This is a genomic window from Emticicia aquatica, assembly GCF_923079645.1.
Taxonomy (GTDB): Bacteria; Bacteroidota; Bacteroidia; order Cytophagales; family Spirosomataceae; genus Emticicia; species Emticicia aquatica.
The window spans coordinates 1,557,757-1,579,286 of sequence record NZ_CAKLPY010000002.1 but is presented as its reverse complement, the minus strand read 5'-3'; the positions used below and the strand labels follow the sequence as shown (position 1 = coordinate 1,579,286).

The window sequence follows — 21,530 nt, the reverse complement described above, 5'->3', positions numbered from 1 at the left end:
TATACAAAATTAGGAGATTATTTCTTTGCTCCAAACTTACTTTCAGTGCCAAGTAGAAGTCGTTGAATATTTTGGCGGTGCATGATGGTCAAAATGACAAATATTAGCCACGCAAAAACCTGTGAATAAACATCGGCATTGTTGTTCCAAATATTGAATGATAGTTGAATCGGGAAGGCCATCGCTCCTAAAATCGACCCCAAGGAAACATATTTAGTAAAAAAAACAATTAGTGCAAAAACCACTACGCAGCCTAAAGCTGCCCAAGAAAATGTTGCAACCAAAACTCCCATGGCGGTTGCTACGCCTTTTCCTCCACGAAATTGGGCGAAAATCGGGAAAATGTGGCCCATAATTACAGCAATTCCCATGATTAATGGCAAATATGCAGTTGCATCTGTAACAAAAATAGAAGAAGCGAAAACCGCCAAAAAACCTTTCAAAAAGTCAATAATTAAAACTATTATCCCTGCTTTTTTACCAAAAGTTCTTAATGAGTTGGTTGCCCCAGCATTGCCGCTTCCATGTTCACGGACATCTATTCCATGAAAAATCTTACCATACCAAACTGCCGTAGGAATTGAGCCTATCAAGTAGGCAAAAATAGTACAAAGAATAATTAAGGTCATTTGTGGCTTATTGATGAACAAACAAAATTACAAAAAATTGTGATATTTCATGTTCACAATATAGCAAAAAACACATAAACAACTGACTATTAGTTATTTATGTGTTTAAAAATATTGCAAAAATTGTATCTTTTAAAAACTTCGTTCAAAAAACGCCTTAAAGTCTTTTGTAATGCAAGTTTTAATAACAAATTTACATTCGAGTTACTCCTTTACGCTTTAAAGCTAAGTCATGAGCAGTATCATAGTATGACCTTAAATTGCTCCAATCAAATACTTCCGAAATATTCTCCACACGATTACGCTGCATGATTCTATCTCGACGATTCATTGTTACGAACTTAAACAACAAATCAGCTAATTGGTCGGCTGCTTTATCAAAGTTTTTCTTTTTACGATTCACAACATAAACTCCCACATTGTCGTAGTCTTTCATTAATTGCATGATAAAATCACCAAAACCAGACAAATCACTCGTTACCGTCGGAATGCCTCGCACTACACATTCGAGCGGAGTATAACCCCAAGGTTCGTAATAACTCGGAAAAACGCCTAGGTGGCAACCACGCACAAACTGGCTATATTCCATTCCAAAAAGCGGATTAGTTGGCGAAATAAAGTCAGGATGATAGACAAATTTTACACGGTCTTGCTCATGGTTAAGCAAATTTGTTTCTTTCAAATAAGCAGTAATATCGTCGGGTTGTTTCAAAAGGTGTGTAACTGTATGCGGAAGCTTCTTGGTTTTCCAAGTTTGAATCGTTCTACGCAAACGAAGTCGCCAATATTCATCCACAAATTGGTTCAAATCAGGCAAGTTAGGATCTTCATTCGATGCTGATGCGTGAAATAGATGCTCGCCAACTTGTTTTTCAATTGATTCACAAGTCTGACGAATTTCCTCCATTACAGCTCTTGATTGCAATACTTCGGGGTCAATCGAATGAACTGGATTTTTGGTAATAATAAACATCACGACTGTTGTATCAACACCTGCTTGCACAAGCTTGAAATTTAGGCGTTTGAGGGCTTCTAAGGTTATATCATAGCCTTTATTTCTAAATTCGTAGCGACCTGACGTGAAAAAATACAGCGTATTATCCAAATCCCAAGAATAACTTTGGAAGAAATGGCCCATCACAAACTGATGAATTTTCTCTTTGTACTTTAAGTGTAGGTTTTGGAATTCGTGCGTTGCTGCAAAACGAGTTACATTAAGGCCATTGGGCAAAATCAAATCACAAGTTCTACCAAAAAAAACTTCGCATTCTTTGGCGGTCACGTCACTTACTGTTGTAAGTACATGCGATTTTTGGGCAGCCAAGCGTTCGATTTTTGCTTGTGCTTCAATACCGTAATTTTTAGCTTCAACTTCCCAATTATAAGTCGATAGTTTTTCATAAAAATCTGCTTCATTTCCTGCGATATAACGCCCAAGCATAGTTGCATGCGTTGTAAAAACAGTTGAAATCGGCACATTATCACTACGAATATCTATCAATGCCGTCGCAACCATCCACTCGTGAAAATGAGCTACAATATCATTTTTATTGCCAAAAGTTTCGCCAAATTCAGTCAAGAATACCCGAATCATTTCACCCAAAGCAATTACTTGGTCAACTAATGGTTCAGCATTTAGCGTTGAAATTTGGTGTTTTTCCCACAATTTAAACTTATAATCGTTCGTGTTTTTTAGTAGGTTTTTAAAATCAAGCAAAACGATTTTTGGCTTACCAGTTACCAGCCAACGGCCATAATAAGCATCGAAACCCATTTCTTGCATCCTTTTGACAATCTTTCCAAACGGAGATTCGTCGAGGTCAGCAATGGGTTCAAATTCTATCATTGCAGTATTGGGAAAATAAGGGCCAACGAGGCAATAATTTTCGCCCCATTCCTCAACCATTGCAGGAACTTTTGAGCGAATAACTGTGTAGATTCCGCCAACTTGGTTACAAACTTCCCAAGCAATTTCCATCAACATTGGCTTTTTTTGTTCACGTGGCGTGATACTGATAGTTTCTTCGGAATTTTTTTTAAGTTTTGAGGTTACTGCCATGCTGGTTAAAATATTAATGAAAACTAAGGTTGAATTAGGGCAAAAAATTTAATAATAGCAATAAAAAATTTAACTTTTCAAACAATTTAAGATTGAAATACCATTTTTTATAAATACAGCCATTTTTTTATTAATTTTCTTGTAGCAAATCTATCACATTCATTCATTCGTTCAGTAATTATTCTATTTTTTTTTATGCCCAAACGCTCAAAGTATTGGTTAGGAGCAGGATTAGTTTTTGGGGCAGCGTTTGGTTTTGCTTTAAAAGGAATCTTTATAAAATCAGCTTATCAGTACGGAATTGATACGATTTCACTTCTTACATTACGGTTTTTATTCTCAGCACCTTTCTACATTTTTATCATTTTAAGAAGACGATTTAAAGAAGATTCTCATCCTGTCATACCCAAAATAACTTGGCTACGAGTTTTCCTGATTGGTATTCTTGGCTATTATATTTCTGCCTATTTTAATCTTTTAGGACTCAATTACATTACCGCAAGTTTAGAACGGATCCTCCTTTTTGTTTATCCAACTTTTGTATTGCTTATTAGTGCCATTGCTTTAAGAAAAAAAATAACTCGACTACAATGGCTAGCTCTAGCCATCACATATTTGGGTATTCTATTAGCGTTTCTCAAGCACTTTGATGCACATCAACAGAAAAACATTGTTTTAGGTGCTTTTTGGGTCATTTTAAGTGGATTTACTTATGCTTTTTATTTGGTCGGTAGTGATAAACTCATCGCTAAAATCGGTACAACTCGATTTACATCTTGGGTAATTATTTCAGCTTTTCTTCCGACAATCATTCATTGTTATTACACAAATGGGTTAAATATTTTTCATTTCCCTGTCGAAGTGTTTGTTCTTTCAATATCAATGGCTATTTTTTCTACTGTTTTGCCAACATTTATGCTTTCAGAAGGAATCAAGCATGTTGGCTCAGGAAATGCCTCAATTATTGCGAGTATTGGCCCCATTTTTACCATCATTTTGGCTACAACTTTTTTGGGAGAAAAAATTTGGGCCGAACAAATAATCGGAACTTTTTTTGTGCTTATTGGTGTGTTCTTAATCAGTTGGAAAGGTAAAAAATAAGCTCTCTGTTACTATTCACATATATATGCTAATGGCAAGTTATTATATCACACCTATTATTACTATAAGCAACTTAGTTCTGAAACTATTTGATTAAATTTGAGGAATATTTTCACAACAAAACCAAAGCATGAGATATTATAGTATAGTTATTTGCCTATTATTTTTGACATCTTGTAACAATAACTCAAATCTAAGTAAAAAACAATTATCTGATAATCAAGATTTTAGAGATTATTGGTACACAAATAAAGCCGAAATAAGTAGTTACGATTTGCAACAAGCCCAATATGGAAAACTCAATAAAGGAGAAGCTGTAATGGTATTTGTAACCGAAGGTTTTCGCTTAGATAAACAAGTAAAACCCGAATCAAACGATGCTAATCAAAAAGTGATAACAGTTATGAAATTAAATTTTATCAAGAAATTCATTACTGGCATTTACGATTATTCCATGTACACATCTACTTTTACGCCTGTTCAGACCAATACGTTCCCAACTACGCTGAAAGTCACAAATACTAATCAAGAATGGTGTGGTCAAAGTTTTTTGCAGCTAAATTATCATCAAAATGGCTATCAAGTACTTGGAAAATCATACTTTGAAGATGAAGTAAGCGAAGAAACCCATATTGACAATGCTCTATTAGAAGATGAATTATGGTCAAAAATTCGACTATTACCCTCCGAGCAGCTACCAATCGGAAATTTGTCTATGATTCCGAGCATGACATCATTACGCTTACGTCATAAAAAAGTACAAGCCGAATTTGTAAAAATAACTTTAGATACTTACAAAGGAGATTCTACTTTTAGGGGAGAAAAATTGATGGATTATAAAATCAAATTCCCTGAAAGTCAAAGAGATTTACGAATCATCTTTGAAAACGATTTTCCACATAAAATTGTTGGTTGGGAAGAAACTTACCTGAGTAAGAAAAGTGTGCTTACTTCTCGTGGTATTTTGAAAGCAACCATTCAAAATCCTTATTGGAAGAAAAACACACCAATTGATACCGTTTATAGAAAACTATTAAAGTTAAAATATTGAAAGTATAATTTTGTATTGGAAAAGCTCTGTATTGACTAGAAATCATACTTTTATTTATTATTTTTCGTTTTGAAACCTAGCGGTCGTACAAGTAAAACAGACCTAAAAAAGTTTAAATTTGATGAAAAAGCCCAATTACTCTTACTTTCTTCTTTCTTTATTTTTGTATTTCAGTCTCTTTTCTTGCGGTGAAAAGAACACCAAAACCACCGAAAATCAAGCAAATAGTCCAGCTATTCACACGCTTATTTTCATTGATAAAACTGCAAGTGTAGATGTATCAAAGCCTTTTGTTGCTCAGAAATACCAACAGGCACTTAATACAATTATTGAAGAAAATGTACGTAAATCGGGTGATAAATTTGAAATTTATTACATCCATGAAAACACATCAAAAGGTCGCTGCTTGTCATTGATGTGTCGTACAGAAATGGAAGACACCGAGGGTGTAAATGCTACTGACTTAGAAGCTATCAAAACTTCTTATGACTTATCCATTAGAAAAGAGCGTACTTTTGTAGCCAAACAAGCACTTGCTCGATTAAATGCACAAAATGATAATGCATCTAATCTTGAAACAAATATTCTGTCAAGCATCCCTGTAATTGCAAAAGCATCCGAATCTGGTGCAGTTGTAAAAGTCTATTATTTGAGTGATATGGTTGAAAGTGTAAAAAATGGCAGAGATTTTCAAATAAAACCACCAAAAGATGATTCTGAGGCTGAAAGTTGGGCAAAAATTGATGCTGAAAAATATAAAGATTATGCCTTGAATAGCCCAGATATTTCAATGATTTTACCATTTGAACCAACCAGTTCAATCAAAGAAAATAATCCAACAATTACACTTTATTGGTCGAAATTATTTGAAAATTTAGGCGTGATGAGTGTACAAGAGTTATAGTATAATTCTAAGAATTCTACAACAAAAAATGGCGATATATCTTTCGATACATCGCCATTTCTGTATATAAGAACTACTTTTTTATTGAGCTTTTAAAGCTTCTGCACCACCAACAATTTCCAAAATTTCGTTTGTAATTGCTGCTTGACGACTACGGTTATACTCAATTTTGAGTGTACGTAATAATTCGTTAGCATTATCAGTTGCTTTGTCCATTGCAGTCATTCTGGCTCCATGCTCCGACGCATTTGAGTCTAAAACGGCCTTGAATACTTGCATTTTGATAGCTTTTGGCATCAATTCCAACACAATTTCTTCTTCTGATGGCTCAAAAATATAATCAACTTTGCCTGTTTTTGAAGCATTGTCTTTCTTTTCAACCAAAGGCAACATTTGTTCAGCACGAATAATTTGTGTTGCTGCATTTTTGAATTCATTGAAAACAATCTCAACTACATCATATTTTGCCTCAGTAAATGCATCCATCACTTGTTCGGCAGCCTGACGAGCAGTTGCAAAATTCAAGCGTTGGAAAATATCCATATATTCTGCATTTATCTTGAAGCCACGTTTTTGTAGGGTTTCACCACCTTTTTTACCCAAAGGCATGATTTCTACTTTACCTTTTGCAGCTTGTGGAGCGTATTTTTCTTGAATAAGTGCCATTGCTGCTTTTACAACATTTGAGTTGAAAGCACCGCAAAGACCTCTATCCGAGGTTACAACAATGATTAATACGTTTTCAACAGGACGTACTTTTGTGTAAGGGCTTGTTGCTCCCACTTCCGTATTAGCCGAAACAGTCGAAATCAACTCATTCAACTTAGTTGCATACGGACGCATTTGGATGATGGCATCTTGAGCACGACGAAGTTTCGCTGCCGATACCATTTTCATTGCTTTGGTAATTTGTGTTGTTGAATTTACCGAAACAATTCTATTTCTTACTTCTTTTAATGAAGCCATAATTCTTAAAAAATTAAGACGGGGTCGCCCGTGCGATGGAGAATGTAAGATGTAGAATTACTTCACACAAAAAGTGATTTTCATTCTACATTTTACATCTGCATTAAATTAAGCGTATTTCTCTGCTAATTCCTTACCAACTTTCTTGATGATAGCCGTAACATCATCATCTAATTTGCCTGCTGCAAGTTTTGTTAAAACTTCAGGATATTGAGCTTTCAACAATGTAGCAAATTCATTTTCAAATTCTTTCACTCTGCTTACATCTACTTTATCCATCACACCATTGATTGAAGCATAAATGATTGCCACTTGCTCTCCAACTGGTACTGGTGAGAATTGAGCTTGTTTCAAAATCTCTTGGTTTTTACGACCACGGTCGATAGTCAATTTTGTAGAAGCATCAAGGTCTGAACCAAACTTAGCAAAAGCTTCCAATTCACGGAATTGTGCTTGGTCAAGTTTCAATGTACCTGCTACTTTCTTCATCGACTTGATTTGAGCATTACCACCCACACGTGATACCGAGATACCTACGTTAATCGCTGGACGGATACCTGCGTTGAACAAGTTTGATTCCAAGAAGATTTGACCGTCAGTAATCGAGATTACGTTAGTTGGGATATATGCAGAAACGTCACCAGCTTGAGTTTCGATAATTGGAAGGGCAGTTAATGAGCCACCACCTTTTACCTTTCCTTTCAATGAAGGTGGTAAGTCGTTCATGTTACTTGCAATCGAATCATCGGAGCTGATTTTTGCAGCACGCTCCAACAAACGGCTATGTAAGTAGAAAACGTCTCCAGGATAAGCCTCACGGCCTGGCGGACGACGAAGCAACAATGATACTTCACGATACGCAACTGCTTGTTTCGACAAATCGTCATAAACAACCAATGCTGGACGACCAGTATCACGGAAATATTCGCCGATGGCTGCACCAGTAAATGGAGCAAAGAACTGCATTGGAGATGGGTCAGCAGCACCAGCATTTACAATAACTGTATAGGCCATTGCACCATATTTACGTAATGTTTGCTCAACTGCTTTTACAGTAGATGCTTTTTGACCACAAGCTACATAAATACAATATACTGGCTCACCTTTATCGTAGAATTCTTTTTGGTTAATGATTGTATCAATACAAACCGCCGTTTTTCCTGTTTGACGGTCACCGATAACCAACTCACGTTGTCCACGACCGATTGGAATCATGGCGTCAATTGATTTGATACCTGTTTGTAGAGGCTCAGTTACAGGCTGACGATAGATTACACCTGGTGCTTTACGCTCCAATGGCATCTCAAAAGTTTCGCCTTGAATCGGGCCATTTCCATCGATAGGTTCTGCCAAAGTATTTACAACACGACCTACAATGCCTTCACCTACTTTTACAGAGGCAATTTCACCTGTACGTTTTACTGTTGCTCCTTCTTTGATTCCTGTCGAATCGCCCAACAATACCGCTCCGACGTTGTCTTCTTCGAGGTTAAGTGCAAGGGCTTTTAAGCCGTTTTCAAATGCCAGCAATTCACCGGCTTGAACTTTTGATAAACCGTATATACGTGCTACACCGTCACCGACTTGTAACACAGTACCAACTTCTTCGAGTTCAGCTTCGGTTCTTGAACCTGCCAATTGCTCACGCAGGATTGCCGAAACTTCATCTGGTCTAACTGATGCCATATAATTTTTTTGATGAGTTTTGAATATAAATTTGAAAAAAATAGTGTTGTACCCTTACTTTTTCGGGTGCAAAATTACGACAGTATTTTCACAATTCCCATATTTTCATTAAAAAAAGATTAAAAAGGTAGGATTATTTTTAGAAAATCGAAATCAATTTCAAAAGTTTACTGCTAAAATTTGACATCTTTACGAAAGTTGTCAAATTTGAACATATTTTTTGGCATCTTTGCAGCAGTTTTTTACCAAGAATTATTGTTTTTTAAAATGAAAAATATTGACGTTTGTTTAACTCCAGATTTACTGCATCTCCACAACATTGACAACACCATTGTGATTGTGACTGATATTTTTAGAGCGACTTCATGCATGGTTACAGGCTTTGCTTATGGTGTGAAAGCCATCATTCCTGTCGAAACTGTTGAAGAATGTCAACAATTACAAGAAAAAGGCTATATCGCAGCCGCTGAGCGTAATGCACAAAAAGTAGAAGGATTCGACCTCGACAACTCACCTTTTAGCTACATGGACGAAAAACTCATAGGTGAAAAAATTGCTATGACAACCACAAACGGCACTTACTCAATCACAAAAGCGAAAAGTTCGGCCGTGAAAGTTTTGGTTGGAGCTTTCTTAAATCTTAATGCAATCGTTGAATATTTAAAAACCCAACCTTACGATGTACTTGTGCTTTGTGCGGGTTGGAAAGGAAAAGTAAACTTGGAAGATACTTTATTTGCAGGGGCTGTTGTTGATGCCGTACAAGATGAATATTTTGTGGCCGAAGATAGTGCCATTTTAGCCATGCGAATGTATCAACAAGCCAAAGATGATATGTTGGGTTATTTAGCAAACTCTTCGCACATACGTCGTTTACAACGATTAGGAATCAATAAAGACATCAGTTACTGTTTACAACGAGATTTGTATGATGTGGTTCCTGTGCTGCGTGGGAATGAGTTAGTGAATATGTAAACGCATTGTAACGCTTAATTTTAAAGATAATCACCCTTCTTCATCAATAATGAAACTAAAATTCCATATCCTGACGCTGCAAATGCGGCATACATTTACGATTGCTCATGGTTCACGTGATGACATTGACGCATTCATTGTGGAGCTACAAGATGGCGAACACAGCGGTTACGGAGAAGCTACACCGATTCCGTACTATGGCGTTACGGCCGAAGGTATGAGAGACAAACTTGCTCAATATCAAGAGTTTATAGAGAACTACGATCTACAAAGTCCCGAAGAATTTTGGGCAGTAATGTATCCATTTTTAAAAGATGATTCTTTTGCTCATTGTGCCTTAGATATGGCTGTTTGGGATTTATGGGGCAAAAAACAAGGAAAACCTTTGTACGAAATTTGGGGACTCGACATCTCAAAAGTTCCGTATTCCAATTATACCATTGGCATTGATACCATCGAAAAAATGGTTGAAAAAATGCAAGAATTTGATTTCCCGATTTATAAAATAAAACTCGGCACCGACCACGATGTTGAAATTGTGCGAGAACTTCGCAAACATACCGATGCCCTTTTTAGGGTCGATGCTAACTGTGCGTGGGGCGTGGAAGAAACAATTGAAAATTCAAAGGCATTCGCTGAATTGGGCGTTGAATTTATTGAACAACCCATGAAAAAGGACGATTATGAACCAATGATTGAAGTAATGAGAGGTTCGGTTTTACCTTTAATTGCTGATGAAAGTTGTATCGTTGAAGAAGATGTAAAAAAATGTGTCGGCAAGTTTGATGGCGTAAATGTAAAATTGGCAAAATGTGGTGGAATTACACCTGCCTTACGCATGATTGCTGAGGCTCGAAGTTTAGGATTACAAGTAATGTGTGGCTGCATGACCGAAACAAGCATTGGCATTTCCGCCATTGGGCAACTTACTCCTTTGCTCGATTATGTTGACATGGACGGCTCAATTTTGATTTCAAATGACCCTGCCGAAGGTGTCTATTTAGATAAAGGAAAGCCTATTTTCCCGAAAAGAAACGGTACGGGAGCTACCTTAAATTTATAATAGCAATTGGCCATTAGCCTTCAAATTTGAAGACAAATGGCCAATTATCTTATCAAAACTCATTCAATATGATTAAGCTCGACTCGGCAGTGTTACTCACATTGCCTGCTCGGTCTTTGATAGTAATTTGAAATTTCAAAGAATCCTTTACTGGTGTAAATGGGTGCGGAAAATCAACTGAATAATCAATCGAACCTTCGATTGGGCCAACTTTTCCATCACTTTTTAAACGTGGAAAATATCCTGAATAAGGTACATCTGGCACGAATTCCTGAAAAACACCTTTCTTTTTACGAAAAAGTCTGATAATATAATTATAGTCGCTCTTCAATTCGGCTGCAGCTTTTTCTTTTTCATTCAAACCTAAATCTCCATCACCATCTTGAAATTTTATTGTTAAAATCACAGAATCCTTTTTAGAACCCGAAAATTGGTCTAATCTGATTTCTTTGCGTAATGTTTTAAACTCAATGGCGGGTTTTACATCAAACGTTGTTTCTTTGTAACATCCTGCTAATGAGGCTATTGCAGCTAAAATAATAAATCCTGAAACCTTTTTCATTGTTAATATGTAATTTTAATCAATAGCACTTAAAAAGTCTATTCATTTTTAAAATCGTAATCTATCTGCTAATTTAGTAAAAATTTATACTTCCTTCATTTTTCAAGAAAAAACTTGTTGCGTATAAATCAATAAACATTAAAATTTTTCATGGGTATTCGAGATGAACTAAAATCAGCGGTTTTGCAATTAAGCGATAAATCTTTAAGACCACATGATTTTGAAGAATTAGCTTTAGAGATTTTTCGTTTTCAAGCTTCAAGTAACTTTGTCTATAAAGAATATTTGAGTTGTTTAAAAGTTAATCCTCTTAAAATCAATCGTTTAGACAAAATCCCTTTTTTGCCAATTCAGTTTTTTAAATACCATACAATTGTTTCTGATAATGCTCCTACTCAAATGGTTTTTGAAAGTAGTGGAACAACTGGCGACCTCACCAGCAAACATCTCGTAAGCGACTTGCCATTTTATGAATACTTGAGCCAAAAGATATTTGAACAATTTTACGGCCCACTCAGTGACTTCCATATTTTAGCTTTGCTTCCATCTTATCTTGAACGAAATAACTCGTCGTTGGTGTATATGGTTCAAAGTTTTATTTATCGTACATTTTCTCGTGAATCGGGTTTTTATCTAAAAAACACCCATGAACTCCTCCAAAAACTGCGTCAATTATCTGATAGTCGGCGTTCTTCTAACAAAAAAATCTTACTGATTGGTGTTACATTTGCTTTACTTGATTTGGCCGAATCTGGTGAAGATTTGACGCCGATGCACCAACTCAAAGATAAACTTATTGTCATGGAAACGGGTGGCATGAAAGGCCGCCGAAAAGAACTTTTGCGAGAAGAAGTACACGAGATTTTGACAAGTGCTTTTGGCATTGATAAAATACATTCCGAATATGGCATGACCGAATTGCTTTCGCAAGGATATTCAAAAGGCGATGGTGTTTTTGAATTACCCAAAACAATGAAAGTATTATTGCGGGAAATCAATGACCCTTTCAAAATTATTTCGACCTTAAAAACAAGCTCTCATTCGGAGCGAAGTATCATTCGTGGTGGAATCAATGTGGTTGATTTAGCGAATATTGATTCTTGCTGTTTCATCGAAACGCAAGATTTAGGAGCATATAACACTCATAATCAATCATTTAGCATCATTGGCAGATTTGATAATTCAGATATTAGAGGCTGTAACTTGATGGTCGTTTAAGATAAATATTTATTCAAGGTACGAACAACTGGCGGCAAATAACTTGTACCGAAAAGGTTAACATGCACCAAAAGTGGATAAATATTATAAATAGGCACACGCAAATCGAAGCGAGGTTGAAGTGGAAATACTTCGTGATAAGTGTCGTAGAAACGTTGGTCGAATCCCCCAAAAAGGTTGGTAAATGCGATTTCCATTTCACGATTTCCATAATAAACAGCTGGGTCAATTAAGCAAGGATTTCCGTTATTATCGGTAATTACATTGCCAGACCATAAATCTCCATGCAGAAAAGATGGTTTTTCAACTGGCAATAATTCGGGAAGAATTTTATAAAACTGTTGAAATTTATCATATAATTCTTTACTAATCAACTCATTATAATATGCTAAACCAGCTTGGAGATTTAATCTTTTTTCGATAAAAAACGTTAACCAGTCATCTTTTTTTTCATTACTTTGGCGAAGCGAACCGATGTAATTATCAAAATCTAATCCAAATTTTTCATCAGTATTTCGGTGTAATGCCGCTATTTTTTCACCCAAATTTTCCCAATAATCAACATTGGGTTTTGTATATTCGATATTTTCTAAAACCAAATAATCTTGTCCATCTCTACGCCCCCAATTTATTACTTCTGGCACACGTACGGCATTCGTTTCACGCAGCAAATCAAGGCCTTTGGCTTCGGTTTCAAACATTTGTTCATGATTCCGAGTATTATATTTTATAAAGAATTTACCTTCATTTGTTACCACTTGCACCGTAATATTGATACTACCACCTTGCAGTAAACGATATTCGGTCACTTGCACATCATGCCCGAGGGTTTCAAAAAAAACACCTTCAAAAAACTGGAATTGCTCTTCTGTTGTCTTCATATAAACCGCCTCTTAGCCCTAAAAGGGAACAAAACATGATAAATCGTATTCTCTATTATTATTATATATCTTCAAAAGACACATACAATTCGCTTATAATCAAACACTTATAGTATTCACGTTTATAATTTAGCATTCGTAATCTATAATTCAATTGGATAACGATTGGCAAAATAAAAACTTTATCATTAAATTTTCCGAACTTTGTGCTAAAATTTAAGTATATTTATAAACAGTCGATTTTTTTCATGCAAAAACGTCATCTCGCCATACTTGGCTCAACGGGTTCGATTGGTACTCAAGCTTTGGAAGTAGTTGAGGCAAATCCTGATATTTTTGAAGTCGAAGTTCTTACAGCTCAAAATAATGCCGATTTACTTATTGAACAGGCAGCCAAATTTCGTCCGAACGTAGTTGTTATTTCTAATGAAAGTCTTTACGACAAGGTTTTTGCAGCACTTGACCCACTTGATATAAAAGTTTTTACTGGCGAAAAATCCCTGATTTCGGTTGTCGAAATGGAATCGGTAAACATGGTTTTGACGGCATTGGTTGGTTATGCAGGCTTGATTCCAACGGTTGCGGCCATCAAGGCTGGTAAACATATCGCTTTAGCAAACAAAGAAACCCTCGTTGTGGCTGGCGAATTAGTAACTGATTTGGCTCAAAAACACAAAGTTGATATTTTACCTGTTGATTCCGAACATTCGGCTATATTTCAATGCTTGGTTGGTGAATTTCACAACCCAATCGAAAAAATAATTTTGACTGCGTCGGGTGGCCCATTTCGTGGGAAAGACCGAGATTTCCTGAAAACGGTAACTAAAGCACAGGCCCTCAAACATCCAAACTGGAGCATGGGAGCAAAAATAACGATTGATTCGGCATCGTTGATGAATAAAGGCTTAGAAGTAATTGAAGCAAAATGGCTTTTTGGGTTAACGCCCGAACAAATCGAAGTGGTGGTGCATCCACAAAGTATTATTCATTCGATGGTTCAGTTTGAAGATGGTAGCATGAAAGCCCAAATGGGTTTACCTGATATGCGAGTGCCGATTCAGTTTGCGATTGGCTATCCAAACCGTTTGAAATCTAATTTTCCAAGAATGGATTTTGCTCAATTTCCATCATTGACTTTTGAAAAACCTGATTATCAGACATTTAGAAATTTAAGTTTTGCTTTTGAGGCTCTCAAAGTTGGCGGAAACATGGCTTGTATTGTTAATGCTGCCAACGAAATTGCGGTTGCCGCTTTCTTGCGTGATGAAATTGGCTTCTTAGAAATGTCCGACCTGATTGAAGATTGTATGCAAAAAGTGAGTTTTGTACAAACCCCTACCCTAGAAGATTATATTGAAACGGATAAAGAAACCAGACGTTTGGCTTTGGCGTTTGTTTAGATAAAACCTTAAAAACACAACTTTAGAAAAAAGAATACAAATTAGGTAAATGGTTCAGAAATCGTTCACCGCACTAATAAAATATCATGGCAAAGAAACCATTTCAAGTAATTTACGAAGACAATCATATCATTATTGTCAATAAGGCTCAAGGCATTTTGGTGCAAGGAGATAGCACTGGCGATAAAACATTGTCTGATTATGTAAAAGATTACATCAAACAAAAATATAATAAACCAGGCGATGTGTTTTTAGGAACAGTACATCGACTTGACCGCCCTGTAAGCGGTTTGGTAGTTTTTGCTCGAACCTCAAAAGCTCTCGAACGCATGAATGAGCTTTTCCGAAAAAGAGAAATTCAGAAAACATATTGGGCAGTTGTTGGCAATAAACCTGAGAAAAAAACAGGAAAATTGACCAATTGGTTAGTGAAAGACGAAAATAGAAACACCGTAAAGGCTTTTGACGAAGAAGTAGCAGGTTCGCAAAAAGCCGAATTAACCTACAGATATTTGGGTGAAATCAATCATTATCATTTACTTGAAATCAATCCAATTACGGGTCGTCCGCATCAAATTCGTGTGCAATTAGCCAAAATGGGTTGCCCAATCAGAGGAGATGTAAAATACGGTTATCCAAGACCAAATCTGGAAGGAAATATCAATTTACACGCTCGACGCTTGTATTTTGTACATCCTGTAAAAAAAGAGCCAATTATTTGTAAAGCAGCATTGCCCGAAAATCCATTCTGGGAAGAGTTTTTGGAACTTGAACCTGAAGATGTAAAAACCGAAAATTTGGACTTTTTATACTGAGAAAATAAAAGCGTTTGGGTCGCCCCAAACGCTTTTTAAATATTTACTACACTTTCCAACCATCTCGGTAGCTGCTTCTACCTACAAATTGATTAGCTTCTTCTAAGTTAGTTATTCTCATATTTTCACCGTCCCAAAGAAGTTTTTTACGGGCAAAGAACTCCATTTGTCCTTTACTATTTTCTTTCCGTAACATATAGCTTCTAATTGCTAAATTTCCCATCAAAACTGTTTCAGTCATTGGGCCAGCATAATCAAATGAAGACGTTAAAGCTAAATGTTCTTTGCTTTTGAATCCTGCTTTACAAGCATCAACCCACTTACGTTGATGTCCGTATTCAGGCTCAATATCTTTAGGTAAATCTGGGCCGAGTTCCTTTGTTCCGTCATTCAAAAACAATTTTGGCATCATCGGCGAGCTATCATTGATATTGGTTGAAATAATGCCTTTTTCACCAATAATTAATACACCATTGCTACTATTTGTTCCACCAATGTCTTCATTTGCAGGAATAATATCAGGGTGTGAAGGTCTAATACCGCCATCACTCCAAGACATTTCTATTGGCGATTTGCTTTTTGCGGTTGCTCCAAAATGAAGTGTTATAAATGAAGATGCTGGACAACCTTCTGGATTATAATCGGCCGTCCACATTTTTGTATATACCGAAGCTACACTACACTCAGCATCAGTTGGATATTTTAAGCCTAATGTTCTGAATGGAATGTCTATTAGGTGGCAACCCACATCACCCAATGCTCCTGTACCATAATCCCACCAACCACGCCAATTGAATGGGTGCATATTTGGTATATAAGGCTTATATTCGTTTGGTCCAAGCCATAAATTCCAATCTAAATCTTTTGGTTTTAAGCTATCATCAGGTTTTGGCATGGCAAAACCTTGCGGCCAAACTGGTCGGTTTGTCCAAATCTGAACTTTACCGATTTTCCCTAATCTTCCTGAATCTATCCAATTTTGTACAGTAATCAAGAGTGGATTTGAACCTCCTTGATTACCCATTTGGCTTACAATTTTATTTTTTCTTGCCATTTCAGTTAGCAAACGAGCTTCACGAATGTTATGCGTCATTGGTTTCTGAACATAAACATGTTTTCCTCGTTCCATTGCATAAGCTGCGGCTGGGCCATGCACATGGTCTGGTGTTGAAATCGTAACAGCATCAATATCTTTTTCTTTATCCAACATTTCTCGGTAGTCGGCATAACGTTTGGCATTCGGAAATAGCCCAACGGTTTCTTTTGCTGAACCTGAAAAATCAACATCACAAAGGGATACTATTCGCTCACGACCATTTACTGAAGCATTTTTAATATCGCTTCGGCCTTTTCCTCCTGCACCGATGGCTGCAATGTTAAGTTGGTCACTTGGGGAAATATATCCCAATCCACCAAGTACATTTCTCGGCACAATGAAAAAAGAGGATGCAATAGCTCCCTTTTTTATAAATTCTCGCCGAGACTCATTTGATTTCTCTTTCATGTTTTAAACTTCATTTTTAGGATTGAATAATTAAACTTTTATAAGAACTGATGTTTCTTTTTGAACACCACTTTTTACTTTGCTAAACTAATAAAAAGTTATAGTCAAATACTTACAATAAGAAATAAATTTAGTTTAAAGTAAGGATATATAAACAATTTTATAAATTGGTGAGATATTTTAAATATTCTTAGATTTATGTCACTGGCATTTTCTATTTGTTTTTGTTGCTTCAAAACTACGTTCTGCGATTAGTAGATATGGAAAATCCATTTTTCAATTGTACATTTGTTTAGTATCAACTGAGAGATGTGGGCAACTTACAAATTCACACTTTTAGTAAATATAATCATTCAACCTTCAATCTATAAAACTAATGAATCGCAGAAATTTCCTTTCTAAAAGTGTCCTAGCAGCTGGAGCTACCACCATAGGAACACCAACGGCTGTGTTTGCCACTGAAAATTCGTCAATCAAAAAATCAGTCGCACCAACATATAAACTTCTCTATGCTCCACATTTCGGAATGTTTGAAAACTCCGCAGGAAAAGACCTTTTCGACCAACTCAAATTTATGGCCGAAAACGGTTTCATGGCATTAGAAGATAATGGAATGCTCAATCGAAGTACTGAAACCCAAACAAAAATTGGCGAAACATTGGCAAAACTTGGCATGAAAATGGGCGTTTTTGTGGTTGATGGTGGCGACAATTGGAAAACTTCGCTAGCTACTGGCAAAAAAGAATTTCTCGAAAACTTCTTGAAAACCTGCCGTGCGTCAGTAGAAACAGCCAAACGATGTAATGCAAAATTCATGACTGTTGTGCCTGGCTATTTTGAAAGAAATTTGCCTTTAGGTATTCAAACTGCTAACGTAATTGACGCCCTACGCCGTGCTTGTGATATTTTTGAACCGCATAATCTGACAATGGTTTTAGAACCACTAAGCGACAACGCAGACTTGTTTTTACGTCATTCCGACCAAACTTATATGATTTGTAAAGCTGTCAATAGTCCATCATGTAAAATTTTATTTGATATGTGGCACATGCAACGCAATGAAGGTCGGATGACACAAAATATGGATTGGTGTTGGGAAGAAATTGCTTATTTCCAAATCGGCGATGAACCTGGTCGCAAAGAACCAACAACGGGCGAAATAAATTATAAAGCTCTTTTTAAACACATTTACGACAAATCAAAAGCCAATAACCAAGAGTTTATCATGGGAATGGAACACGGAAATTTCGCTAAAGGAAAAGAAGGCGAAGCCAAACTTATTGAAGCATATCAATGGAGCGATAATTTTTAAGCAAAATTTATTTTTTATAACGATTGGAGCTTTATTCTGGTAAAGCTCCTTTTTTATTTCTGTAAGTTTTAATTAATATTGACCCACAAACCGTAAAACACTTCATGAAATACATAATTATCCTTTCAATTTTTGTTATTCAAGTAACTTTTGCCCAAACCTCTTTTAAATCAGAAGAAGTAAATTACTGGAATATAGCCGATTCTGTTCATATTTTTGGCACACTCACAATGCCCGAAAGTGGCTCAAAATTTCCTGCTGTAATCCTAATTACTGGTTCGGGAACACAAGACCGAGACGAAACTATTTTTGGGCATAAGCCATTCAAAATTATTGCAGAATATCTTTCAGCAAGAGGTTTTGCGGTACTTCGGGTCGATGATAGAGGAGCAGGAAAAACAACAATTGGTAAAAATCCAAAAGCAATAACGAGTGAAAATTTTGCCAAAGATGTAGAATCTGGTATCAATTTCTTGAAAACTCGTACGGAAATAAACCCTAAAAAGATTGGCTTAATTGGCCACAGCGAAGGAGGAATGATTGCACCAATGGTTGCAGCACACTCAAAAGACGTAGCTTATATCGTTTTATTGGCAGGAACTGGTGTTTCGGGCGAAGTTGTCTTGCAGAAACAATTGACCTATCAAATTGACGCTTTACCAAATATACCAGTTAATTTTAAGCAAAAATATGCTCAATACGTTGCCAATGTTTTAAAGGCTTACAAACAAGCAAACTCTCAATCTGAAGCATTGGTTGATTTGGAAAGGCTTACCAAAAACTGGCGAGATAGCCTCACTACCGAAGATACTAAATATGCAGGAAACCTGGCCAATATTTATTATACATTCAAAAATATTGCCATTGATTGGGGACGTTTTTTTATTCGATATGACCCAAAAACAGCATTATTTAAAACAAAATGTCCAGTTTTGGTAATAAACGGAGAAAAAGACCACCAAGTTTTTCCAGAAGAAAATTTGGCGGGAATAGAAGAAGGTTTAAAAAAAGCAAAGAACAAGCACTACAAAATCGTTAAACTAGAAGGACTAAATCATCTTTTCCAACATTCGGTTACAGGTTTGCCGCAAGAATATCCAACAATAAAAGAAGATTTCGCTCCTGAAGCTCTACAATTAATGAGCGATTGGCTCTCTGAAAACATAAACTAAGATTGTTTTACTATGTATTTACTGAACGGTTGATTAAATTTGAATTTTGAAAAATCCTGAAAATGCTTACATTTCCCAACGCAAAAATAAATATCGGCTTAAACATCATCGAAAAACGAACGGATGGTTTTCATAATATCGAATCTGTGTTTTATCCAGTTGAATGGTGCGACGTATTAGAGATAATTCCTTCGCAAGATTCAAGTGCCAAAGAAGCTACTTTTCAAAGTTCAGGTTTGATAATTCCTGGAAACGAAAGTTCCAATTTATGTCTAAAAGCGTGGAATTTGCTCAAATCTCGCATTACTTTACCACCAATAATTCACCTTCACAAAGTTATTCCAATGGGTGCAGGCTTGGGTGGCGGTTCGGCAGATGGAGCTTTTACGCTCACAATGCTCAATGAAGTTTATGATTTGAACCTTTCAAATGATGAGTTAAAAGATTTTGCTCGACAATTAGGGTCGGACTGTGCATTTTTTATCGAAAATAGACCTGTTTTTTGCTATGATAAAGGCGACCAATTTGAGGATTTTTCGTTAGATTTGAAAGGTAAATATGTAGTGTTGGTTAATCCAGATATTCATATTTCAACTGCTGAGGCTTATGCAGGAGTTTCACCTAAAAAACCAGAAATTTCACTGAAAGAGGCTTTAATGCAACCAATTGTTTCATGGAAAAAAATAATTAAAAACGATTTTGAAGAAAAACTGTTAATATCATATCCAACCATTGCAGACATTAAAGAATCTCTTTATCAATCAGGAGCAATTTACGCCTCAATGACAGGTTCGGGTTCGACCGTTTATGGCATTTTCGATAATGAGTCGGAATCTCTAAAAATTGACATAAAGACTCATTTTCCAAATTTTGCTGTATGGCAAGGAGTCTTGAAAAATTAAAAATATTATACCAAAGAAAAATTATTGCAAAATTAAAATTCCCCTTTAGGGGCAAGGGGGTATGAATAGATTAACCAAACGCCGTGAACCATTTACATTCATGCTATATTTAGCCATGGTTGGTAGTGCTTTGCTCTTTTTATTCCTAATTCTCGTTTTTATTACGAAAGAACATAGAAACCAAGATATTCCACTCAAAATCCCTGCAGTTTTTTGGGCAAGTACATGGGTAATTTTGGCGAGTAGTGCCACTTTACACTGGGCCAACAAAGCATTTCGAGAAGAACGTTTCCGCAGTTATCGACTTAATATTTCTTTGACGCTAATTGCAGGATTATTTTTCATTGTTTTACAAGGTTTTGGTTGGAAAACATTGCTTTCTTCGGGCATCACAATGAGAAATAATACAGGTGGAATGTTTATCTACATTTTGTCTGGATTGCATATTTTTCATACACTTGGCGGACTTATCGCATTGGCTTCTGCTAATACAGATGCTTTCCAGCGGATGGAATATGTCGATTCTTACGTATATAGTGTTAATCCTCCTAACCAATTGAAAATCAAGCTAATAAGTATTTATTGGCATTTCATTGATATTCTATGGATAGCAATTTTTCTTTTTCTACTTTATCATGCTACACAAAACTCGGGGAATAGTCATTAATTATATTCGTTATCGAGAAACGTCTATCATCGTTAAGGTTTACACCGAAAAATTCGGTATTCAATCTTTTATCGAAAATGGTGTAAGAAGTAGCAAAGGAAAAAACAAAATTGCCCTTTTTCAGCCACTTTCACTTCTAGATTTAGTCATTTATCACGACGAAAAAAAAGACCTTCATCGAATTTCTGAAATAAAAGCTGGATTTCCATTTCTGACATTGCCTTATGAAATTCATAAATCAAGTATCGCAATGTTTTTGGATGAAGTTTTGAACAAAACATTGAAAGAACATACCGAAAATGAAGTTTTATTCGATTTTCTTTATCATTCTCTTATTTTTTTAGATGAAACTGAAGAACATTTTGAAAATTTTCATCTCATTTTTTTACTCAAATACGCTTTTTTCTTAGGTTTTTCCCCACAAGATGCCGCCGAAATTGTTACTCAATTCAAGGAATTCAACATAACGATTCCTTTCGACAATGATTATCAAAAATTAATGAATCAGCTCATTTTAGCAGATTATCAAACACCTCTTTTAATGAATAGAGGCGTAAGAAATCACTTGCTTGAAGTAATAATCATATTCTACCAACTCCATGTTGAAGAGTTTGGAGAAATAAAATCATTACAAGTTTTACGAGAAGTTTTGAGTTAAACAGT

20 protein-coding genes are annotated in these 21,530 nt (G+C 36.0%); 13 read left to right on the top strand and 7 right to left on the bottom strand.

Going from position 1 to position 21,530, the window contains the following annotated elements; translation table 11 throughout:
* Positions 1-17 precede the first annotated feature (17 nt).
* Positions 18-629 carry a glycerol-3-phosphate 1-O-acyltransferase PlsY gene (plsY, locus tag MJQ71_RS16280; protein WP_238807737.1) on the bottom strand — a complete coding sequence of 204 codons (612 nt, stop codon included), beginning with the start codon at positions 627-629 and terminating at the stop codon, positions 18-20.
* Between the two features lie 193 nt (positions 630-822).
* Positions 823-2,688 carry a glycogen/starch synthase gene (locus tag MJQ71_RS16275; RefSeq protein WP_238807735.1) on the bottom strand — a complete coding sequence of 622 codons (1,866 nt, stop codon included), beginning with the start codon at positions 2,686-2,688 and terminating at the stop codon, positions 823-825.
* 195 nt (positions 2,689-2,883) lie between these two features.
* Between MJQ71_RS16275 and MJQ71_RS16270 the strand changes: the two genes are divergently transcribed.
* The 3 genes from MJQ71_RS16270 to MJQ71_RS16260 all read left to right on the top strand — a co-directional run bounded on the left by MJQ71_RS16270 (position 2,884) and on the right by MJQ71_RS16260 (position 5,744).
* Positions 2,884-3,789, top strand: coding sequence for a DMT family transporter (locus tag MJQ71_RS16270; RefSeq protein ID WP_238807733.1), 906 nt, complete (start codon positions 2,884-2,886; stop codon positions 3,787-3,789).
* 130 nt (positions 3,790-3,919) lie between these two features.
* The gene (locus MJQ71_RS16265; RefSeq protein WP_238807731.1) at positions 3,920-4,840 is read left to right on the top strand and encodes a hypothetical protein; all 921 of its coding nucleotides are present in this window, start codon (positions 3,920-3,922) and stop codon (positions 4,838-4,840) included.
* Positions 4,841-4,961: 121 nt separating this feature from the next.
* Complete coding sequence (locus MJQ71_RS16260; RefSeq protein WP_238807729.1) at positions 4,962-5,744, top strand: hypothetical protein; 783 nt, start codon at positions 4,962-4,964, stop codon at positions 5,742-5,744.
* Positions 5,745-5,825: 81 nt separating this feature from the next.
* On the opposite strand, the gene atpG is transcribed toward MJQ71_RS16260, so the two are convergent.
* Both atpG and atpA read right to left on the bottom strand, forming a co-directional pair.
* Entirely contained in the window at positions 5,826-6,710 is an 885-nt protein-coding gene (atpG, locus tag MJQ71_RS16255; RefSeq protein ID WP_238807727.1) for an ATP synthase F1 subunit gamma, read from the bottom strand.
* 108 nt (positions 6,711-6,818) lie between these two features.
* On the bottom strand, positions 6,819-8,396 hold the full coding sequence (gene atpA / locus MJQ71_RS16250; protein ID WP_238807726.1) for a F0F1 ATP synthase subunit alpha: 1,578 nt from the start codon (positions 8,394-8,396) through the stop codon (positions 6,819-6,821).
* Positions 8,397-8,663: 267 nt separating this feature from the next.
* Here atpA and MJQ71_RS16245 point away from each other — a divergent pair, with 267 nt between their 5' ends.
* Entirely contained in the window at positions 8,664-9,371 is a 708-nt protein-coding gene (locus tag MJQ71_RS16245; protein WP_238807725.1) for a 2-phosphosulfolactate phosphatase, read from the top strand.
* Between the two features lie 49 nt (positions 9,372-9,420).
* Positions 9,421-10,434 (top strand): dipeptide epimerase, encoded by a 1,014-nt coding sequence (locus MJQ71_RS16240; protein WP_238807724.1) that lies wholly within the window; start codon positions 9,421-9,423, stop codon positions 10,432-10,434.
* 52 nt (positions 10,435-10,486) lie between these two features.
* Here MJQ71_RS16240 and MJQ71_RS16235 read toward each other — a convergent pair whose 3' ends face one another.
* Complete coding sequence (locus MJQ71_RS16235; RefSeq protein WP_238807723.1) at positions 10,487-10,996, bottom strand: hypothetical protein; 510 nt, start codon at positions 10,994-10,996, stop codon at positions 10,487-10,489.
* A gap of 150 nt (positions 10,997-11,146) precedes the next feature.
* On the opposite strand from MJQ71_RS16235, the gene MJQ71_RS16230 reads away from it, so the two are divergent.
* Positions 11,147-12,214: a LuxE/PaaK family acyltransferase gene (locus MJQ71_RS16230; protein ID WP_238807722.1), complete on the top strand. Its 1,068-nt coding sequence runs from the start codon at positions 11,147-11,149 to the stop codon at positions 12,212-12,214.
* Here the strand turns inward: MJQ71_RS16230 and MJQ71_RS16225 are convergent.
* Complete coding sequence (locus tag MJQ71_RS16225; protein ID WP_238807721.1) at positions 12,211-13,095, bottom strand: fructosamine kinase family protein; 885 nt, start codon at positions 13,093-13,095, stop codon at positions 12,211-12,213. The genes MJQ71_RS16230 and MJQ71_RS16225 overlap by 4 nt on opposite strands.
* Positions 13,096-13,343: 248 nt before the next feature.
* Here MJQ71_RS16225 and MJQ71_RS16220 point away from each other — a divergent pair, with 248 nt between their 5' ends.
* Both MJQ71_RS16220 and MJQ71_RS16215 read left to right on the top strand, forming a co-directional pair.
* A complete protein-coding gene (locus MJQ71_RS16220; protein ID WP_238807720.1) occupies positions 13,344-14,495 on the top strand; it encodes a 1-deoxy-D-xylulose-5-phosphate reductoisomerase in 1,152 nt (383 codons plus the stop codon).
* Positions 14,496-14,581: 86 nt separating this feature from the next.
* Positions 14,582-15,310: an RluA family pseudouridine synthase gene (locus tag MJQ71_RS16215; RefSeq protein ID WP_238807718.1), complete on the top strand. Its 729-nt coding sequence runs from the start codon at positions 14,582-14,584 to the stop codon at positions 15,308-15,310.
* Positions 15,311-15,356: 46 nt separating this feature from the next.
* Here MJQ71_RS16215 and MJQ71_RS16210 read toward each other — a convergent pair whose 3' ends face one another.
* Entirely contained in the window at positions 15,357-16,814 is a 1,458-nt protein-coding gene (locus MJQ71_RS16210; protein ID WP_238807716.1) for a Gfo/Idh/MocA family protein, read from the bottom strand.
* Between the two features lie 376 nt (positions 16,815-17,190).
* Between MJQ71_RS16210 and MJQ71_RS16205 the strand changes: the two genes are divergently transcribed.
* The 5 genes from MJQ71_RS16205 (at position 17,191) to recO (ending at position 21,525) form a co-directional block, all read left to right on the top strand.
* The gene (locus MJQ71_RS16205; RefSeq protein WP_238807715.1) at positions 17,191-18,126 is read left to right on the top strand and encodes a hydroxypyruvate isomerase family protein; all 936 of its coding nucleotides are present in this window, start codon (positions 17,191-17,193) and stop codon (positions 18,124-18,126) included.
* Positions 18,127-18,230: 104 nt separating this feature from the next.
* Positions 18,231-19,298 (top strand): alpha/beta hydrolase family protein, encoded by a 1,068-nt coding sequence (locus tag MJQ71_RS16200; protein ID WP_238807714.1) that lies wholly within the window; start codon positions 18,231-18,233, stop codon positions 19,296-19,298.
* 62 nt (positions 19,299-19,360) lie between these two features.
* The gene (gene ispE, locus MJQ71_RS16195) at positions 19,361-20,200 is read left to right on the top strand and encodes a 4-(cytidine 5'-diphospho)-2-C-methyl-D-erythritol kinase (protein ID WP_238807713.1); all 840 of its coding nucleotides are present in this window, start codon (positions 19,361-19,363) and stop codon (positions 20,198-20,200) included.
* Between the two features lie 61 nt (positions 20,201-20,261).
* The gene (locus MJQ71_RS16190; protein WP_238807712.1) at positions 20,262-20,867 is read left to right on the top strand and encodes a cytochrome c oxidase subunit 3; all 606 of its coding nucleotides are present in this window, start codon (positions 20,262-20,264) and stop codon (positions 20,865-20,867) included.
* Entirely contained in the window at positions 20,836-21,525 is a 690-nt protein-coding gene (gene recO / locus MJQ71_RS16185; protein ID WP_238807711.1) for a DNA repair protein RecO, read from the top strand. The genes MJQ71_RS16190 and recO overlap by 32 nt, the downstream gene beginning before the upstream one ends.
* Positions 21,526-21,530: the final 5 nt, after the last annotated feature.

Excerpts from the sequence above, each read along its gene's own strand:
- plsY (WP_238807737.1), bottom strand. The coding sequence starts at position 629 with ATGACCTTAATTATTCTTTGTACTATTTTTGCCTACTTGATAGGCTCA.
- MJQ71_RS16275 (WP_238807735.1), bottom strand. The coding sequence starts at position 2,688 with ATGGCAGTAACCTCAAAACTTAAAAAAAATTCCGAAGAAACTATCAGT.
- MJQ71_RS16270 (WP_238807733.1), top strand. The coding sequence starts at position 2,884 with ATGCCCAAACGCTCAAAGTATTGGTTAGGAGCAGGATTAGTTTTTGGG.
- MJQ71_RS16265 (WP_238807731.1), top strand. The coding sequence starts at position 3,920 with ATGAGATATTATAGTATAGTTATTTGCCTATTATTTTTGACATCTTGT.
- MJQ71_RS16260 (WP_238807729.1), top strand. The coding sequence starts at position 4,962 with ATGAAAAAGCCCAATTACTCTTACTTTCTTCTTTCTTTATTTTTGTAT.
- atpG (WP_238807727.1), bottom strand. The coding sequence starts at position 6,710 with ATGGCTTCATTAAAAGAAGTAAGAAATAGAATTGTTTCGGTAAATTCA.
- atpA (WP_238807726.1), bottom strand. The coding sequence starts at position 8,396 with ATGGCATCAGTTAGACCAGATGAAGTTTCGGCAATCCTGCGTGAGCAA.
- MJQ71_RS16245 (WP_238807725.1), top strand. The coding sequence starts at position 8,664 with ATGAAAAATATTGACGTTTGTTTAACTCCAGATTTACTGCATCTCCAC.
- MJQ71_RS16240 (WP_238807724.1), top strand. The coding sequence starts at position 9,421 with ATGAAACTAAAATTCCATATCCTGACGCTGCAAATGCGGCATACATTT.
- MJQ71_RS16235 (WP_238807723.1), bottom strand. The coding sequence starts at position 10,996 with ATGAAAAAGGTTTCAGGATTTATTATTTTAGCTGCAATAGCCTCATTA.
- MJQ71_RS16230 (WP_238807722.1), top strand. The coding sequence starts at position 11,147 with ATGGGTATTCGAGATGAACTAAAATCAGCGGTTTTGCAATTAAGCGAT.
- MJQ71_RS16225 (WP_238807721.1), bottom strand. The coding sequence starts at position 13,095 with ATGAAGACAACAGAAGAGCAATTCCAGTTTTTTGAAGGTGTTTTTTTT.
- MJQ71_RS16220 (WP_238807720.1), top strand. The coding sequence starts at position 13,344 with ATGCAAAAACGTCATCTCGCCATACTTGGCTCAACGGGTTCGATTGGT.
- MJQ71_RS16215 (WP_238807718.1), top strand. The coding sequence starts at position 14,582 with ATGGCAAAGAAACCATTTCAAGTAATTTACGAAGACAATCATATCATT.
- MJQ71_RS16210 (WP_238807716.1), bottom strand. The coding sequence starts at position 16,814 with ATGAAAGAGAAATCAAATGAGTCTCGGCGAGAATTTATAAAAAAGGGA.
- MJQ71_RS16205 (WP_238807715.1), top strand. The coding sequence starts at position 17,191 with ATGAATCGCAGAAATTTCCTTTCTAAAAGTGTCCTAGCAGCTGGAGCT.
- MJQ71_RS16200 (WP_238807714.1), top strand. The coding sequence starts at position 18,231 with ATGAAATACATAATTATCCTTTCAATTTTTGTTATTCAAGTAACTTTT.
- ispE (WP_238807713.1), top strand. The coding sequence starts at position 19,361 with ATGCTTACATTTCCCAACGCAAAAATAAATATCGGCTTAAACATCATC.
- MJQ71_RS16190 (WP_238807712.1), top strand. The coding sequence starts at position 20,262 with ATGAATAGATTAACCAAACGCCGTGAACCATTTACATTCATGCTATAT.
- recO (WP_238807711.1), top strand. The coding sequence starts at position 20,836 with ATGCTACACAAAACTCGGGGAATAGTCATTAATTATATTCGTTATCGA.